Origin of the sequence: Lysinibacter cavernae (genome assembly GCF_011758565.1) — a bacterium.
Lineage (GTDB): Bacteria > Actinomycetota > Actinomycetes > Actinomycetales > Microbacteriaceae > Lysinibacter > Lysinibacter cavernae.
Map to the genome: position 1 here is coordinate 754705 of NZ_JAAMOX010000001.1, position 17859 is coordinate 772563.

General features: G+C 60.0%; 12 protein-coding genes and 1 tRNA gene. 2 read left to right on the plus strand and 11 right to left on the minus strand.

Annotated features, from left to right (window positions below; all coding sequences use genetic code 11):
* Window positions 1-163: 163 nt before the first annotated feature.
* The 4 genes from FHX76_RS03555 to polA all read right to left on the minus strand — a co-directional run bounded on the left by FHX76_RS03555 (window position 164) and on the right by polA (window position 5362).
* On the minus strand, window positions 164-952 hold the full coding sequence (locus tag FHX76_RS03555; RefSeq protein WP_167147981.1) for an SDR family oxidoreductase: 789 nt from the start codon (window positions 950-952) through the stop codon (window positions 164-166).
* A gap of 42 nt (window positions 953-994) precedes the next feature.
* Window positions 995-1504 (minus strand): MarR family transcriptional regulator, encoded by a 510-nt coding sequence (locus FHX76_RS03560; protein ID WP_167147984.1) that lies wholly within the window; start codon window positions 1502-1504, stop codon window positions 995-997.
* A 65-nt stretch (window positions 1505-1569) separates the two neighbouring features.
* Window positions 1570-2535 carry a variant leucine-rich repeat-containing protein gene (locus FHX76_RS03565; protein ID WP_167147986.1) on the minus strand — a complete coding sequence of 322 codons (966 nt, stop codon included), beginning with the start codon at window positions 2533-2535 and terminating at the stop codon, window positions 1570-1572.
* A gap of 76 nt (window positions 2536-2611) precedes the next feature.
* Window positions 2612-5362 carry a DNA polymerase I gene (polA, locus tag FHX76_RS03570; protein ID WP_167147988.1) on the minus strand — a complete coding sequence of 917 codons (2751 nt, stop codon included), beginning with the start codon at window positions 5360-5362 and terminating at the stop codon, window positions 2612-2614.
* Window positions 5363-5417: 55 nt separating this feature from the next.
* Between polA and FHX76_RS03575 the strand changes: the two genes are divergently transcribed.
* Window positions 5418-5834 (plus strand): hotdog fold thioesterase, encoded by a 417-nt coding sequence (locus FHX76_RS03575; RefSeq protein ID WP_167147990.1) that lies wholly within the window; start codon window positions 5418-5420, stop codon window positions 5832-5834.
* A 199-nt stretch (window positions 5835-6033) separates the two neighbouring features.
* On the opposite strand, the gene FHX76_RS03580 is transcribed toward FHX76_RS03575, so the two are convergent.
* Complete coding sequence (locus FHX76_RS03580; protein WP_167147992.1) at window positions 6034-6681, minus strand: response regulator; 648 nt, start codon at window positions 6679-6681, stop codon at window positions 6034-6036.
* Window positions 6682-6719: 38 nt separating this feature from the next.
* On the opposite strand from FHX76_RS03580, the gene FHX76_RS03585 reads away from it, so the two are divergent.
* A tRNA-Leu gene (locus FHX76_RS03585) sits at window positions 6720-6805 on the plus strand.
* 222 nt (window positions 6806-7027) lie between these two features.
* Here FHX76_RS03585 and pyk read toward each other — a convergent pair.
* From pyk to trpB, 6 genes are all read right to left on the minus strand, one after another.
* The gene (gene pyk, locus FHX76_RS03590; RefSeq protein ID WP_167147994.1) at window positions 7028-8473 is read right to left on the minus strand and encodes a pyruvate kinase; all 1446 of its coding nucleotides are present in this window, start codon (window positions 8471-8473) and stop codon (window positions 7028-7030) included.
* A 38-nt stretch (window positions 8474-8511) separates the two neighbouring features.
* Entirely contained in the window at window positions 8512-9969 is a 1458-nt protein-coding gene (locus FHX76_RS03595; protein ID WP_167147996.1) for a glutamate synthase small subunit, read from the minus strand.
* The gene (gene gltB, locus FHX76_RS03600) at window positions 9962-14551 is read right to left on the minus strand and encodes a glutamate synthase large subunit (protein ID WP_167147998.1); all 4590 of its coding nucleotides are present in this window, start codon (window positions 14549-14551) and stop codon (window positions 9962-9964) included. The genes FHX76_RS03595 and gltB overlap by 8 nt, the downstream gene beginning before the upstream one ends.
* 183 nt (window positions 14552-14734) lie before the next feature.
* Window positions 14735-15730, minus strand: coding sequence for a prolipoprotein diacylglyceryl transferase (lgt, locus tag FHX76_RS03605; protein WP_167150309.1), 996 nt, complete (start codon window positions 15728-15730; stop codon window positions 14735-14737).
* A 99-nt stretch (window positions 15731-15829) separates the two neighbouring features.
* Window positions 15830-16633 carry a tryptophan synthase subunit alpha gene (gene trpA / locus FHX76_RS03610; protein ID WP_167148000.1) on the minus strand — a complete coding sequence of 268 codons (804 nt, stop codon included), beginning with the start codon at window positions 16631-16633 and terminating at the stop codon, window positions 15830-15832.
* A complete protein-coding gene (gene trpB, locus FHX76_RS03615; RefSeq protein ID WP_167148002.1) occupies window positions 16630-17856 on the minus strand; it encodes a tryptophan synthase subunit beta in 1227 nt (408 codons plus the stop codon). Before trpB ends, trpA begins: the two co-directional genes overlap by 4 nt.
* Window positions 17857-17859: the final 3 nt, after the last annotated feature.

A 17859-nucleotide genomic window follows, 5' to 3' on the forward strand; every position in this document is an offset into this window, starting at 1 on the left:
ACATATATCAGGCCAAATCAGCTGGTCTCGCGGGCGCGAGGCTGAATTTGACAGCGGACAAAAATGTCACAAGTGTGACACTGTATTGTAGCTGACTTTATCAGGGCAATTCAAGGCGCGACGCGGTGCCACGCCGCGCCAAGAATCCATGAACCCCTAGTCTCTACCAGGTGGACTCGCCCCGGGTAACCGCATCGTATCCACCGTCAACAAAAATGACCTGACCACACAGGTGACTGTTCTGCTCGCTTGTGAGCCAAACCAGCAGCTCGGCAGGAACGATCGCCGCGGCAGGACCGTTCAGTGGCATCGGCACCTGTTCGTTCAGCTGCTTACGTCCTTCTTCTGTTGCCACCAACTCAGCCGTCATCGGAGTGAGGATCACTCCGGGGGCAATTGCGTTCAGCGGGATGCCAGCCCCAGCCCACTCGGCGGTGGGAGCGGTGCGGCGAACCCACCGGGCAAGAGCTTGCTTGCTCGTTGAGTAAATCATGTACCCAACTTCTGGCCCGAGGTCGGCAAGCTCCTGTGCCCGCGCGATAGCTTTCGGCTCATCCCCGGCAATGAACGCCTCAAGAAGGGCGTCATCATGCGGGTGCAGCGACGCCATCGACGCAACTGTCGCCGCGCGTGGAGCATCAGACTTCGCAAGCAGTGGCCGAAGCCCCTCAAGCGTGGCAATTGCGCCGAAGTAGTTCACGCCGGCAGTTGCGGGAATCGGAGCACTCAGCCCTGCAATTGCAAGCACGGCGTCAACGCGACCGCCCGACAACTCAGTCGCCTGAGCAACCATAGTCGCTCGACCATCCGCAGTGGTGAGGTCGACATTGATGTCGGTGTCGCGGAGGTCAACGCCAATCACGGTGTTGCCAGCAGCCTCCAACAGTTCTTTGCTCGCCTTGCCGATGCCGGATGCGGCGCCGGTGACGACGTAGGTGCGTTGTGTTGTCATATTTCTTCTCTACCTTTCAAACTGACGCTTGGGGCGGCACGATCACTCACTGATCTGCGCGGCAAACGCCTTTGCGTCCCGACTGAAACGCTGAAGCAGTTCAGCCAGGTTGGCTCGTTGATCATCTGGCCAGCTTGCGAGGATGTTGGCCATCATGTCGTCCCCAGCGACGACAAGAACTCGCATGGTGGCAAGCCCATCGGCGGTGAGGCGGATGCGGGATGCCCTGGCATCCGCAGCATCCGTTGCGCGTTCGACGAGCCCAAGCTCGGCGAGTCGCTTTGTCATCTTGCTGACGTTCGAGGCCCCGACTCCGAGTGTTTCTGCAAGATCTGAGGGCCGAGTTGCGCCGTTTCGGGACAACGACGTCAAGAGGATGATGCTGGTTGCGTCGAGCGCCGTGCCAGCAGACTGTGCGAGGCGTTCAATGAAGCCCCCGGACCCCCACAGCGTGAAGACCTCAAGCAAGGCAGCAAGCGGGGCTGAGCTGTAGTCGAGTGGATTTTCCATAGGAGAAACGGAGCTACCGCGTTGTCCTGCTGGGTTGGCCACGAATCACACCTCGATTTACTGTCTTGACGACAGTATATCAATTGAGGCTGAACGATCAAGGGCAACTACTCAAGCGACTGGTAATCGCCAATCCACTGAGCAAGCTCCGGATAACAGGCCGGATTTCGGCTAATCGCCTGGTGCAGCTCTGGAAACAACTGAGCGAGACGCGCGAGCCTCGCGGGATCAGTCGAGGGAGAAGACGCCTCTGAAACGGCGACGGCAACCTCCGCCGCGATCCAATCGCGAAGGCCCTCATAACAGGCTGGGTGAGCAAGTACACTCGACCACACTTCTGGGCTCGAGACCGCGATCTCGGACAGTCGCTCAGGCGAGGTATTTTGGTCTGCAAGTTCGTCCCACGAACCAACATCGAGGTCTTGGGGCGAGCGAACATCAGCACCGGCATCATTAGGAAGCTGCGACAAAGACGACACGACTTCGCTATCACCGGCGGCATCCCCTGCGCCGCCGCCTGGTTGCTGCGATTTCGAGCCGAACCTACGATTGACGGCCTCTAATGCCCCGGTAAGCGGAAGCGCGTCGGGCTCCGTAGCCGTCAGCGAACCGTCGGGCACGGCAATTTGCTCAATGAAATCGCCCTCGGCCTTGCTCCGAACTTGGCCGTCGCGGAACTCGTGAACATCTTCAACGGTCAGTATCCATTCGGCCGTCTCCAGCACAACGACCCGGGGCCGACGACTGAATAAGCCCTGACTCCCCTCCGTCTGAACTGTAACCGATCCTTGCGGCACAGAAAAGGTCAGGCCATCGTCGGAAATTGAACCAGGCGATACCTGGCCAAAAATACGCTCAGCCGCGATACCGATTGCAAGGTTGCCCCTGACCGTCTGCGGCTCTTCCCGGCGCGCACCAACGAAGGGCGGCAGCCCACGCTTGCTTGAAAACACCGCATCGGAGGCAAGCCACATGGACTCGACTCCGTGTGCGCCGTGCATCGTGGGAAGTTGATCGGTCGACAGAAAGACACCAAGCAGTGATTCAGAATCGCGATTCGCCGCAATTGCCATAATTACTCGTTTATCTTTCTCTCTACAACGCCGGCCGTGGCTGCCAAACGCAGGCAAGGCAGACTTCAAGCGCAGGCTAGTGCGCGCCGGCATCCCAGTTGACGCCGCGCCCAATGTGAACATCGAGCGGGACGCTCAGTTCTACAACGTTCGACATCTCTTCGTGCACGATAGCCTCTGCCGTTTCCCACTCGCCAGGAGCCACCTCGACGATTATCTCATCGTGAACCTGGAGAAGCATGCGAGAGGCAAGCTCTTGCTCACCAAAGCGACGCTCAATGCCAACCATTGCGAGCTTCATGATGTCCGCCGCGCTCCCCTGAATGGGGGCGTTTAGCGCAGCACGTTCGGCGTTTTCACGAACAAGTCGGTTTGGGCTGCTCAGCTCAGGGAAGAAGCGCTTACGCCCAAAAATAGTTTCGGTGTACAGGTCTTCTTTTGCCTGTTCTACAACGGAACGCAGGTAGTCGCGCACCGCACCAAAGCGAGCGAAGTAGTCACCCATGAGCTGCTTTGCCTCGCCCACCGAAATATTTAGCTGCTTTGAGAGCCCAAACGCACTGAGGCCGTACGCAAGGCCGTAGGACATCGCCTTGACCTTGCTGCGCATTTCAGACGTTACGTCGCTTGGCTCAACGCCAAAGATTCGGCCACCAACAAAGCTGTGCAGATCTTCGCCGAGGTTGAAGGCCTCGATGAGCCCCTCGTCGCCAGAGAGGTGAGCCATGATACGCATCTCAATCTGCGAGTAATCGGCGGTCAGCAGCGTTTCGTATCCTTCACCAACAACAAAGGCCTGACGAATACGCCGGCCCTCGGCCGTGCGCACTGGAATGTTCTGCAGGTTGGGGTCGGCGGATGACAAACGCCCCGTGCTCGTGCCCGCCTGCTGGTAGGTGGTGTGCACGCGTGAATTCTCGCCGACCGCTTTCTCGAGGGTTTCTACGATCTGCCGCAGCTTTGTCGCATCGCGGTGCTGGAGCAGGAGGCCAAGAAACGGGTGCGGATTCTTCGATTGCAGGTCGGTGAGCGCCGCGGCGTCGGTTGAGTAGCCAGTCTTTGTCGCCCGGGTCTTAGGCATATCGAGCTCGTCAAAGAGCACCTCTTGCAATTGCTTTGGCGAACCGAGGTTGACCTCGTGACCGATCACGTCGTACGCCTGCTGAGCGAGCCCAGACGTGCGCTCCCCCAATTCCGCATTCATCGAGGAGAGGATGCCTCGGTCGATCGCAACGCCCCGAAGCTCCATCTTGGCGAGCACAGGGAGCACCGGCATCTCAATCGTTTCGTACACGCTTAACGTGCCCTCATCGCTCGCCGCCGTAATGTGCTGCTGCAGACGACGAACGAACCACGCCGTTGTTGCGGTACTCACAACCGAATCTTCGTCGGGAACGAGCTGATTGGGGTCTGCCACCGGCAACGACTCGCCAAGGTACCGAGACACAAGATCTTCGAGGGTTTTGTCTGGGCTGCCGGGCCGAAGAAGCCATCCGCCGAGGAACACATCGCCCCGAACCCCGTCAACCCCCAGCTGTTTGGCAGCTTCCGAGGTGAGATCGTCTTGGCTCTGCTCGCCGGTTGCCGCAGCCCGTGCGCCGGCCAGAGCGCGGGCGGCAGCCTGGACCTGGTGCTTTGCGTCGAACATAATCTTTGGGCTATCGCTGGCCAGCCAGGCCTCGAACTGGGCGTAATCGGCTGCACCGGGTTGCCAGGCAAGTTGAACGCTTGTGGCGCCAGCCGCAATGCCAACACCAACGACTGATCCTGAGGTTGCGTCGATATCAAAGTGCAGCCCCAATCCGTCTGGGTGCGCGGCAGACTCGCGGGCTAACCAGGCCTCGAGTTCTTCGTCAAGCAGCACCATCGGTTTTGGGCACGGCTCAGCAGTGATCACAGCAACCGGCCCGGATGATGCCGTCGCAGACGCGCCCTCGTGTCCGTTGAGCTTCAGGACCCGCTCAAGGAGGCTGCGGAATTCGAGCCGACCAAATGCCTCACGAACGGCATCCTCGTTGAACGGCTTAGGGGTGAGGTCGTCGAGTTCAACCGGCAGTTCGACGTCGTTGACAAGACGGTTGAGGCGACGGTTACGTTCCGCGAGGTGAGCGTGCTCGCGAAGGCTTTCGCCGACCTTGCCACCAATCTCGTCTTGGTGCGCAAGAATCTCGTCAAGCCCCCCGTAGAGGTTGATCCACTTCACTGCGGTCTTTTCGCCAACCTTTGGCACACCTGGCAGGTTGTCGCTCGTCTCGCCAACAAGCGCGGCGATCTCTGGATACTGCTCTGGCCGCACGCCGTAGCGTTCCATCACTTTCTCGGCGTCGTAGCGAGTCAGATCGCTGACGCCCTGACGTGACGGGTACAGCAGGGTGACATCATCGTTCACCAGCTGGATAGTGTCGCGGTCACCGCTGACCACAAGCACACGGTATCCGCCCTCAGCCCCTCGCTTAGCAAGGGTCGCCAGAATGTCGTCTGCCTCGTAGTCTTCTTTTTCAATCGTAAAGATGCCCATGGCCGCAAGGGTCTGCTGCAAGAGCGGGATCTGCCCCTTGAACTCAACAGGAGTCTCGCCACGTGTGCCCTTGTACTCGGGATACTCCCTCGTGCGGAATGAGTGGCGCGAGATATCAAAAGCCACCGCAAGCGCATCGGGCTTCTCAGCCTTTAGAAGGTTGATAAGCATGGCGATAAATCCGTGGATGGCGTTGGTGTATTGCCCGTCGCGCGTCTGAAAGCTCTCGACGGGGAGCGCATAGAACGCGCGGAACGCGAGCGAGTGACCGTCGATGACCATGAGAGTAGGCTTTGATGTATTTGACACATCCCCCAGCCTACAAGCCCGCACCGACGGACAGCTGGTCGACTTAGAGGACACCATGACAAACGAAGCAATCGACGGCATGAAATTTCTGGAAACTCGCGGCGTTGGTGCCCTCGCCGACAAGATGGGAATCGAGTTTCAGGAATTCACCATCGACCGCACCGTCGCCACGATGCCGGTTGCCGGAAACACCCAGCCTGCCATGCTGCTGCACGGTGGAGCCTATGTTGTGCTGGGCGAATCGCTCGGTTCGATGGCGGCAAATCTCTTTGCTGGCCCGAATAAACTCGCCGTTGGCATCGATATCAACGCCACTCATACCGCGTCGGCAACTGAGGGTTACGTCACGGCGGTGTGTACGCCCATCCACCTCGGACGCAGTCTCACGGTTCACGAGATTGTAATCACAAACGAAGCAGGAAAGCGCTGCTCGACCGTGCGCATCACGAACCTCATCAAGGACGCCAAATAGATTTACGCCGCGTCGTGTGATTGCCCGGGTTGTGCCGACGACTCACAGCATCGAGGGCGGGATATCCACCCTATTAATCGAAAAATAGGGTGGATATCCCGCCCTCGATTACGAGTTGGCTTGGTCTGAGCGCGCGCTGGGAGTGAACGACGGTGGGCCCGCAACCGAAGTTGCGGGCCCACCGTCGTTCACAAACGTTCTATTCGGCTTCTGCCGCTGGTTCGGCAGCCTTTGCGGGAGCCTTCTTGTCACCACTCAGCTGATCGATGATGGCCTGAGCTACATCGTGCATCGTGAGCCGGCGATCCATGGATGCCTTCTGAATCCAGCGGAATGCCTCTGGCTCGGTCAGGCCCATCTTCTCGTTGAGGATGCCCTTTGCACGGTCAACCAGTTTGCGGGTCTCGAAACGCTCGACAAGGTCGGTGACCTCTGCCTCAAGCGTGACAATTTGCTGGTAGCGAGAAAGCGCAATTTCGATTGCGGGAAGCAGATCGTTCGGAGTAAACGGCTTCACAACGTAAGCCAGAGCACCGGCTTCACTTGCGCGCTCGACCAGCTCTTTCTGGCTGAAGGCGGTGAGCAGCACAACCGGCGCGATGTGGTTCTTGCTAAGGCGCTCGGCAGCTGAGATGCCATCAAGCAGCGGCATTTTCACATCCATGACAACGAGGTCGGGGCGCAGCTCGGTCGCAAGTGCAACAGCGGTTTCTCCATCACCGGCTTCGCCGACGACATCAAACCCGGCGTCGCGCAGGATTTCAACGATATCGAGACGAATCAGTGATTCGTCTTCGGCCACAACAACGCGGCGGGGTGCAGTATTTGATGGAGTTTGGTCATTCACAGGGTTAAGCCTACGGTATTGTTGTACCCGTTGCGCAAGCCGGATTGGCGGAATGGTAGACGCGGAGCACTCAAAATGCTTTGTTCGAAAGGACGTGTGGGTTCAAGTCCCACATCCGGCACCAAATTACCCGCTCGGGTAAATCAGAAAAGCCCCTCCTCTGGAGGGGCTTTTCTCGTTAAAAGCCGGTTGTGTTCGGGCGTGTCGTGTCACATCTGAAGAATTTGAACACCGATGAAGACCTGGCTCCGAGTCTTCACTCCCCGACGCACAAACGAGCTCGGCCCGTGAAATGCACATATGTTCATTTCACGGGCCGAGCTGCACCCTTGCGGGGTTGAATGACCTAGTCGCGGTGTTCCGTCGTCTCAGAGGCGAATTTTGCGTCGCCAATGCGGTGTACTCGGAGGTCGTTGGTCGAACCAACAACTCCGGGAGGGGAACCGGCGATGACAATCACCTTGTCACCGATCTGGGCCTTGCCAGAATCGAGCAGTGCGTCGTCAACCTGCAGGAACATTTCGTCGGTCGAGGTTACCCGATCAACGAGGAAGCTCTGCACGCCCCAAGTGAGCTGCATGCGGCGGCGAATATCAAGCGAAGGTGTGAAGCCGAGGATCGGGATTGGCCGACGCAGGCGGGACATCCGGCGAACCGAGTCGCCAGACTCCGTGAATACGCACAGGTACTTCGCACCGATGAAGTCAGCAACCTCTGAGGCCGCGAGCGTAATTGCGCCACCCTGGGTGCGGGGCTTGGTTCCAAGCGCTGGGATGCGCTCAAGGCCGTGATCCTCGGTCGACTCGATAATGCGAGCCATCGTCTCAACCGTGATAATGGGGAACGCCCCAACACTGGTTTCTCCGGAGAGCATTACCGCGTCGGCACCATCGAGGATGGCGTTGGCGCAGTCGGACGCCTCAGCGCGCGTTGGGCGGGGGTTCTCGATCATCGATTCGAGCACCTGGGTCGCCACGATGACGGGCTTCGCCATGCGGCGGGCGAGCTCTACGGCACGCTTCTGCACGATCGGCACCGCTTCGAGCGGAAGCTCAACGCCGAGATCTCCACGGGCAACCATGATGCCGTCAAAGGCGTCAATGATGTCTTCGAGATTCTCAACGGCCTGCGGCTTCTCGATCTTTGCGATCACCGGAAGCTTGACGCCCTCTTCTGCCATGATTTCGTGCACGCGAACGATGTCGGCCGCGTCGCGGACGAACGAAAGCGCGATGTAGTCGGCACCCAGCTTGAGGCCCCAACGCAGGTCGTCTTCGTCTTTCTGCGACAGCGCAGGCACGTTAACGGCAACACCTGGCAGGTTAATGCCCTTGTTGTTTGAGACGTTTCCGGGAACCGTGACCTCTGTGGTGACAACGGTGCCGTCGGTCGACAAGACCTTAAGCGAAACCTTGCCGTCATCAATGAGCAGCGGATCGCCTGGCTTTACGTCGTGAGGCAGACCCTTGAAGGTCGTGCCGCAGATCTCTTTGGTGCCAACAACATCCTCAATGGTGATCTTGAAAATATCGCCAACCTCGAGGTAATGAGGGCCATCGGCAAAGGTGGCAAGACGAATCTTTGGTCCCTGCAGGTCAACCAGCACGGCGACGGGACGGCCGCTTTCTTCTTCCGCGCGACGGATGTTGCGATACACGCCCTCGTGGACGTTGTACGTTCCGTGGCTGAGGTTCATTCGCGCCACGTTTACGCCGGCGTTAATGAGCGCCAGCGTGTTGTCATAGCTCGATACCGCCGGACCCCAGGTCGCGACAATCTTTGCATGCCTCATGAATTAATACTCTTTCGCTTTTTCTTCGTGGTGTGGTGTTAGAGGCTAAAGCCGCGGTCAGTGGGTTTCACGGGCGCGGGAAGAACCGTCTGTCCTTCAAGGTACTCGTCTACGGCCGCCGCCGCAGCACGACCCTCGGCAATTGCCCAAACGATGAGCGATTGTCCGCGTCCGGCATCCCCGGCGACAAACACGCCTTCTCTGTCGGTGTGGTACTCCCCCGAACGAACGACGTTGCCGCGCGCATCGGTAGGAATCCCCAGTTGAGAGCCGAGTTCTTCGGTTTCTGGGCCGGTGAATCCAAGCGCAAGCAATACCAGATCTGCTGGGATGTCCCGCTCGGTTCCGGCCTTTGGCAGGCGTTTGCCGTCAACAAATTCGGTTTCGGCAACACGCACGGCACACACTTCGCCAGCGCCGTTGCGAACAAACTCAACGGTCGATGCGAGGTACGTGCGGTCGCCACCCTCTTCGTGCGCGCTTGAAACCTCGAACAGCGTCGGCTGCATTGGCCACGGCTGGTGCTCGCCGCGAGCAAGCGGCGGCTGCTTTCCAATCGCAAGCGAGGTAACGGATGCCGCACCTTGGCGGTGCGCCGTGCCGATGCAGTCCGCGCCGGTGTCGCCTCCACCAAGAACAACAACGTGTTTGCCCTCCGCCGTAATCTGGTCGAAGACAGACTCACCAGCAGCAACGCGGTTGGCCTGCACGAGATATTCCATCGCAAAGTGCACGCCGTGCACCTCGCGTCCTGGCACGGGAAGGTCGCGAGGAACGAGGGCACCAGTGGCAACAACAACGGCGTCATAACGACGACGGAGTTCATCCCAGGTGATATCAACGCCGATGTTTACGCCGGCGCGGAAACGCGTTCCCTCAGCCTGCATCTGGCCGATACGCAAATCGATGTGGCGCTTTTCCATTTTGAAGTCCGGGATGCCGTAGCGCAACAGCCCGCCGATACGGTCGTCACGCTCGTAGACGGCGACCGTGTGGCCGGCGCGGGTGAGCTGCTGAGCCGCAGCAAGGCCAGCTGGCCCAGAGCCAACCACCGCAACGGTCTTGCCGGTGAGGCGCTCAGGAGGGTGTGGCTCGACCCATCCGTTGTTGAAGGCCTGGTCGATGATCGACACCTCAACCTGCTTGATGGTCACGGCAGGTTGGTTAATGCCAAGCACACAGGCGGACTCGCACGGTGCAGGGCAGAGACGTCCGGTGAACTCGGGGAAGTTGTTGGTGAGGTGCAGTCGCTCGATCGCGGCTCGACCCTCCCCCTGGTACATGAGGTCGTTCCACTCAGGGATGAGGTTGCCAAGCGGGCAGCCTTGGTGGCAGAACGGCACACCGCAGTCCATGCAGCGACCGGCTTGACGGCGGAGCTGCGTTGGGTCACCCTGCTCGTAAACCTCTTTCCAATCCATGAGGCGGATAGGAATTGGGCGACGGGCTGGCAGCTCGCGCTCTCGTGTCTTCAAAAAACCCTTGGGATCAGCCACCGGTCACCTCCAAAATACGTGCCCAGACGGTATCGCTGTCTGGATCGAGTCCTTCGTCAACGGCTTGCTGACGCGTGTAGAGCACCGCTGCGTAGTCGCGCGGCACAACCTTCACAAACTCGGGGGCAGTTTGCGCAAAGTTATCAAGCATCCGCTGTGCAAGCTCGGAGCCAGTTCGTTCGACGTGAAGTTCGAGGTGTGCGCGCACAACCTCGAGATCGGCCCTGTCGAGTTCGGTGAGCTGGAGCTCGCCAGACCCAAGCGAATCGGCATTCACTTTTCCGGTGTCCAGGCGGTAGATGTAGGCGGTTCCACCAGACATTCCGGCGCCAAGGTTCCGGCCCGTTTCACCAAGGATGAGCGCGGTTCCCCCGGTCATGTACTCGAGGGCGTGGTCGCCAACACCCTCAACAACTGCGGTCGCACCAGAGTTACGAACCAGGAAGCGCTCGCCAACGATTCCACGGATGTTGATGCTTCCGCTGGTCGAACCGTAACCGATGACGTTTCCGGCGATGACGTTATCTTCCGCAACGAGCGTGGCGTCAAGGGCAGGGCGCACGATGATCGTTCCGCCCGAGAGGCCCTTGCCAACATAGTCGTTTGCGTCGCCCTGCAACCGCAAGGTGATTCCTGCCGGCATGAACGCGCCAAGCGACTGCCCTGCGGTTCCACGCAGCGTCACATCGATGGTGTCAACCGGCAACCCGTCGTTGCCATACCGTTTGGTCACCGCGTTGCCGAGCATCGTGCCAACGGCACGCTCGGTGTTGCGAATCGGCAGGTCAATGCTGACCGGCTCTGCGCGCTCAAGGGCGGCTTCGCTCAGCTCGATGAGCTGGTTGTCGAAGTGCTGCTCAAGCTCGTGGTCCTGCGTTCGTGCGCTCACAACCGGCTCATTTGGGTCAAGTTCTGGCCCAACAAGAATCGGGCTCAGGTCAAGACCGGAAGCCTTCCAATGCTCGATCGCCTTATCGACGTTGAGTACTTCGCTGTGTCCAATGGCCTCCTGAACGGACCGGAATCCGAGCTGCGCCAGGTATTCGCGAACCTCCTCAGCGATGAACTCGAAGAAGTTGACCACGTGATCTGCTTGACCAGTAAACCGGCTCCGCAGTTCGGGGTTCTGCGTGGCAACACCAACGGGGCACGTGTCGAGGTGGCAGACGCGCATCATGATGCAGCCCTCCACAACAAGCGGCGCGGTCGCAAAGCCGAACTCCTCGGCACCGAGCAGGGCTCCAATGATGACGTCGCGGCCGGTCTTCAGCTGGCCATCCACCTGAATCACGACCCGATCGCGCATCTTATTGAGCATGAGCGTCTGCTGGGTCTCTGCGAGCCCAAGTTCCCAAGGAGTTCCGGCGTGCTTGAGCGAGTTCACCGGGCTTGCACCCGTCCCGCCGTCGTACCCAGATACGAGGATGACGTCGGAGAGCGCCTTGGCGACACCGGCCGCAACCGCGCCAATGCCAGACTGGCTGACGAGCTTGGTGTGGATGCGCGCGGCAGGGTTGGCCCGCTTGAGGTCGAAGATGAGCTGCTTAAGATCTTCGATGGAGTAAATATCGTGATGCGGTGGCGGTGAGATCAGCCCGACGCCGGCCGTTGCGTGCCGAGTGCGCGCAACCCACGGGTATACCTTCGTCGGCGGCAGCTGACCTCCCTCGCCTGGCTTCGCGCCCTGGGCGAGCTTGATCTGGATGTCGTCGGCGTTGGTCAGGTACATGCTCGTCACGCCAAAGCGTCCAGAGGCGACCTGCTTGATCGAGCTTCGACGTTCGGGGTCGAGCAGCCGGTCGAGGTCTTCTCCGCCCTCACCGGTGTTCGACTTCGCGCCGAGGCGGTTCATCGCAATGGCGAGGGTTTCGTGGGCCTCCTGCGAGATCGAGCCGTAGCTCATCGCGCCGGTGGAGAATCGCTTCACGATCGACGCGACCGACTCAACATCCTCAATCGGAATCGGCTGACGATCGCTTGAGAAGCCAAACATGCCCCTCAGCGTCATGAGCTCTTCGGCCTGATCGTCGACCAGTCGCGTGTAGTCCTTGAAGATGTCGTAGCGACGGTTTCGTGTGGAGTGCTGGAGGCGGAAGATCGTCTCTGGGTTGAAGAGGTGCGGCGAGCCGTCACGGCGCCACTGGTACTCGCCACCCGTCTGCAATCGCTGGTGAGCGAGCGGAGCGCCATCCTCTGGGTACGCCTGCAGGTGACGGTCGAGGTTCTCGGTCGACACAACTTCGAGGCCAATTCCACCAAGTTTGCTGGTGGTGCCCGTGAAGTAGCGCTCGATGAATTCCTCGCCAAGACCAATCGCTTCGAACGCCTGAGCGCCAGCGTAGGACGACACCGTCGAGATGCCCATCTTCGACATGATCTTGAGCACGCCCTTGCCAAGCGCCTTAATCAGGTTCTTGACGGCCTTCTCTGGCGACACATTGGTGACCATGCCGCTGCGGACGAGGTTCTCGCACGTCTCCATAGCAAGATACGGGTTGATCGCGGAAGCGCCGTAGCCGATCAGCAGCGCAACATGATGTACCTCACGCACGTCGCCGGCCTCGGCAATCAGGCCGACTTTCATTCGGGTCGACTGGCGGATGAGGTGGTGATGCACCGCTGAGACCATCAGCAGCGACGGGATCGGCGCGAGGTCTTTATTCGAGTCACGGTCGGAAAGGATCAGGAACTCCGCACCAGCCGCCACCGCGGCATCCGCCTCGGCACACAGCTCATCGAGGCGATGTTCGAGGGCTTGCGGGCCGCGGTCAAAGCGGTATAGTCCGCGCAGCGTGACCGTGCGGTCGCTGTCCGGCTCGTGATCAATGTGCTGGATCTTTGCCAGCTCGTCGTTGTCGATGACGGGGAAGTCAAGGATGACCTGGCGTGCGTGCTCCGGAGTCGCGTCAAGCAGGTTCCGCTGCGGCCCGAGCCCGAGGCTGAGCGATGTCACAACCTCTTCACGAATCGAGTCGAGCGGAGGGTTGGTCACCTGCGCGAACTGCTGCACGAAGTAATCAAACATGAGCCGAGGGCGCTCGGAGAGCACAGCGATCGGCGTATCAGATCCCATAGCGGCAAGGGGCTCAACGCCGTTCTTCGCCATCGGGGTGAGCAGAAGGCGCACCTCTTCTTCGGTGTACCCGAAGGTCTGCTGGCGGCGCGTGATCGAGGCCGGAGGATGCACGATATGTTCGCGTTCCGGCAGCGCCGACAGGCGGATGCGGCCCTGATCGAGCCAGTCACCCCACGGTTCGAGGGTGGCAACTGACGACTTGATCTCGTCATCCTCGATGACGCGCCCCGCCTCGGTATCAATGAGGAACATCTTGCCTGGCTGCAGGCGCCCACGACGGATGACCTTTGCCGGGTCAACATCCAACACGCCCGTCTCGCTGCCAAGCACGACGAGCCCGTCGTCGGTGATCAGGAAGCGACCGGGGCGGAGGCCGTTGCGGTCAAGCGTGGCACCAACAAGCGTGCCATCGGTGAAGGTCAGCGCGGCGGGGCCGTCCCACGGCTCCATAAGCATTGAGTGATACTCGTAGAAATCGCGCTTGTCCTGATCGATCTCGGCCTGTTTCTCCCAGGCCTCAGGAACCATCATCATCATGGCGTGCGGCAGCGAACGCCCCGAGAGCGTCAGCAGTTCAAGAACCTCGTCGAAGCTGGCCGAGTCGCTCGCGCCAGGCGTGCAGATGGGCATAACCGGGGCGAGGTCGCCAAGCAGCTCGGACTCAAGCTGAGACTGGCGCGCCTTCATCCAGTTGCGGTTTCCCTCGACCGTGTTGATCTCGCCGTTGTGGGCCATCATGCGCAGCGGCTGAGCCAGAGGCCACGACGGGAACGTATTGGTGGAATAGCGCGAGTGAACGATTGCAAGCTTCGATGCGAAGCGCTCGTCGCTCAGGTCTGGATAGAACGGCTCAAGCTGGAGCGTCGTCACCATCCCCTTATAAACAACAGTGCGGGCCGACAGCGAGATGAAGTAAGCCCCCAACTCGCGTTCGACCCGCTTACGCACCCGGAAGGTGAGGCGGTCAAGTGCGATGTCAGTTAAGGTTCCATCTGCGCTCGAAACAAAGAGTTGTTCGAACGCCGGCATAGCTTCGCGTGCCAACGTCCCGAGGTTCTCAGGGTTTGTGGGCACAACTCGCCAACCGAGCACGTTGAGGCCTTCCTCAACGGCGATTGCCGCAATGCGCAGTTTGATCGCCGCGCGCTTGGCGTACACAGTCGGCAGGAACGCCATACCAACGGCATAGTCGCCCTGCTCTGGCAGGTCGAACTCTACGACCTCGCGAAAGAAGTCGTGCGGAATCTGAGTCAGGATGCCGGCGCCGTCGCCAGTTCCTGCATCGGAGCCGATGGCGCCGCGGTGCTCAAGGTTGCGCAGCGCGTTCAGCGCGTTATCGATGATGTCGTGTCCAGGCGTCCCACGCAGCGTAGCGACCATGGCGAGGCCACAGGCATCCTTCTCAGAACGTGGATCGTACAGGCCCTGGCTGGCTGGAAACGCGCCGTAGCCGTTTGCAGCACCTTGCAGGTGTCTGTCACCCGAAAAAAGGGTCGTTGATGTCATGTATTACCGTCCTCACGTGTCAAGTCACGAATGAATGTGAATCGGGACAACGCTGGCCCGGTATCGTGAAGCGCCGTTTTCCACGTTCTACAAACCGTGGACCAACCGGCCCCGCAGACGCGAGGCCGAATGATCGGTCACTTTAGTGTTGTCAACACCCGCAAGCGAATGCTGCGCGGAATGTTACTGAGTGGCGGATCGCTCGCTTGTGGCGGCTTCCGGAAGGGGTTCGCTCTCATCTTCGTCCGTGTGTGCGCGGCCAAGAATGAAATGCGTTTTTTCGTCTTCCGATAGTACATCATCCGAAACGTACTTCGGACCGCGACCCGGTCGGTAAACGTCATTTTCGAGCCCAGGGTGCTCTTTCCGCTGAATCAGGATAATCACAATTCCGACAACCACGGCCAGCAGCGCGGTCCACATGTTGTATCGGAGGCCGAGGAACGAACCGATCGGGTCAACGCGAAGCGTCTCGAGCCAGGCGCGGCCAATGCCGTACCAGATGAGGTACATCGCGAAGGTCATGCCCCAGCGGGTGCGCAGCTTGCGCTCAAGGATGAGGATGATGGCGAGACCAACGAGGTTCCAGATGATTTCGTACAGGAACGTTGGGTGGAACAGGGTTCCCTCAGGCAGTCCGATTGGGAAGGCCGAGTTGGTCTTCTCGATCTCAAGACCCCACGGAAGGTTCGTTGGTGAGCCGAACAGCTCGTGGTTGAACCAGTTCCCGAGGCGGCCGAATGCCTGGGCGACGAGGAGACCAGGAGCCAGTGCGTCGGCAAACGACCAAAAGCGGATGCCGGTAATGCGGCACGCAATGAGCGTACCGACGGCCCCACCAAGCAGGGCACCAAAGATGGCAATGCCGCCCTCGTTAATCATGACTACCTTCCAGTAGTCAGCGCCCTCGTAGAAATAGTCGTTGGTGTGCGTCAGCACGTGATACGTGCGGGCACCAATCATGCCAAGGATGACCGTCCAAAACGCGAAGTCGAGGGTGACCCACGATTCGCCGCCTCGCTTGGTCAAACGGTGGTTCGTGATAATCGCGGCGGCAATAATGCCGGCCAAAATGCACAGGGCGTAGAAGTGGATCGGCAGCTCGCCTCCCCACGGCAAGGGAATGCTAAAGGAGCTTACCTCTGGGCTGGGGATGCTCGCGGGCAGGATTCCCGACATAACGTGCAGTGGCAAGCTCACCTAATACTTCTCTCTCTAGCAACAAATTGTGCTGGCCCAGCAGCCGAAGCCTTTGGGTCCTTCAATGATTCTAAACGGCTATTTCTGAACGGCTGTGCCCTCGGCAAGTGACGCGGCCGCATCCGCTACGGCGCTGACCCCGCCCTCTGCGAGGGCGCGAACGAGCGCTGAACCGACGATAGCACCGTCGGCGTAGCTCAGAATTTGCGACACGTGCTCGGCGGTGGAGATTCCGAGGCCAACACACGCGTATTCCGCGCCCTGCTCGCGCAGACGGCGAACGAGGGTTTTCGCTGCAGCATCCACATCAATGCGGGCGCCAGTGACACCCATCGTCGAGACGGTGTACACAAATCCGCGGCTGTGTTCGATGGCCTGGCGCAGGCGCACATCGGTCGACGATGGCGCGGCAAGGAAAACGCGGTCGAGGCCGGTTCGTTCGGAGGCGGCAAGCCAGTCCGCTCCTTCGTCTGGGATGAGGTCTGGCGTGATGAGCCCCGCTCCCCCTGCCTCAACAAGCGCGTCTGCAAAGCGTTCAACTCCGTACTGCAGCACAGGGTTCCAGTACGTCATGATCAGGACCGGCGCGTTCACGCGTGCCCGGATCTCGCGGATAGCGGTGAAACCGTCGCGAAGACGGAAGCCGTTCTCGCGTGCCTTGAGGGTGGCAGCCTGAATAACCGGGCCGTCCATGACGGGGTCGGAATACGGCAGACCAAGCTCAAGGATGTCGACACCGTTTTCGACGAGCGCAACGGCTGCGTCGATGCTGGTCTGCAAATCAGGGAAACCGACGGGCAGGTAACCGATGAGGGCGCCGGAGCCCGCGTCGCGGCGGGCCGAAATAACCTGCTCGACCTGAGAGGTAGACGTAGTGGTCACTGAGCTGCTCCCGAAGTTGAGGCTGACTGGCTTCCGATAAGCCCGAAGTATTCGGCCGCCGTTTCCATGTCTTTATCGCCGCGTCCGCTGAGGTTCACGAGGATCGTGGAGTCTGGTCCGAGTTCTTTTCCAAGTTCGATGGCACCGGCAAGGGCATGCGCGGACTCGATCGCCGGGATGATGCCCTCTGTGCGGGTGAGCAGCAGCAGCGCATCCATTGCCGCTGAATCGGTCACAGGGCGGTAGTTAGCGCGGTGAATGCTGTTCAACCAGGAATGCTCTGGCCCAACGCCTGGATAGTCGAGACCGGCCGAGATCGAGTGGGACTCAATGGTCTGGCCGTCCTCGTCTTGTAGCATCATGCTGCGTGCGCCATGAAGTACGCCAGGGCGGCCCATGCTGATCGTGGCCGCGTGACGGGGGGTATCAACACCGTCGCCGGCTGCTTCGAAGCCGTAAAGGGCGACGTCAGCATCGTCGAGGAACGCGTGGAAGATGCCGATGGCATTCGAACCGCCACCGACGCAGGCCGCAACGGCATCCGGAAGCTTGCCGGTGAGCGCGAGCACTTGCTCGCGGGCTTCTTCGCCAATGATCTTCTGGAAGTCACGCACCATGGCAGGGAACGGGTGGGGCCCCGCGACCGTGCCAAAAATGTAGTTGGTGGTTTCGACGTTGGTTACCCAGTCACGCATCGCTTCGTTGATGGCATCTTTGAGCGTGCGGGAGCCGGCAGTGACGGGAATTACCTCGGCACCAAGCAACCGCATCCGTGCGACGTTGAGGGCCTGGCGCTCGGTGTCAACCTCGCCCATGTAGACCGTGCACTCAAGGCCAAACAGCGCAGCAGCGGTCGCGGTTGCTACTCCGTGCTGTCCTGCGCCCGTTTCGGCAATCACTTTGGTCTTGCCAATTCGCTTCGTCAGCAACGCCTGGCCGAGCACGTTGTTGATCTTGTGCGAGCCAGTGTGGTTGAGGTCTTCGCGCTTCAGGATGATGCGCGCGCCACCCGCGTGCTGGGCAAACCGAGGCACCTCGGTAATGATCGACGGACGCCCGGTATAGCTGCGGTGCAGCTCGGTGAGCTCTGCGGCAAAGGAAGGATCGTTGCGCGCGGCCTCGTAGGCCTCGCTCAGCTCGTCGAGCGCGGCAATAAGCGATTCCGGAACAAACCGGCCACCAAACTCACCAAAATAGGGACCAACTTCGTCACGCAATGCCATAAG

Bases quoted from the DNA above. Each gene is read 5' to 3' on its own strand.
- lgt (WP_167150309.1), bottom strand. From the start codon at position 15,730: ATGTCGGGAATCCTGCCCGCGAGCATCCCCAGCCCAGAGGTAAGCTCC.
- FHX76_RS03555 (WP_167147981.1), bottom strand. From the start codon at position 952: ATGACAACACAACGCACCTACGTCGTCACCGGCGCCGCATCCGGCATC.
- FHX76_RS03565 (WP_167147986.1), bottom strand. From the start codon at position 2,535: ATGGCAATTGCGGCGAATCGCGATTCTGAATCACTGCTTGGTGTCTTT.
- gltB (WP_167147998.1), bottom strand. From the start codon at position 14,551: ATGACATCAACGACCCTTTTTTCGGGTGACAGACACCTGCAAGGTGCT.
- FHX76_RS03575 (WP_167147990.1), top strand. From the start codon at position 5,418: ATGACAAACGAAGCAATCGACGGCATGAAATTTCTGGAAACTCGCGGC.
- pyk (WP_167147994.1), bottom strand. From the start codon at position 8,473: ATGAGGCATGCAAAGATTGTCGCGACCTGGGGTCCGGCGGTATCGAGC.
- trpB (WP_167148002.1), bottom strand. From the start codon at position 17,856: ATGGCATTGCGTGACGAAGTTGGTCCCTATTTTGGTGAGTTTGGTGGC.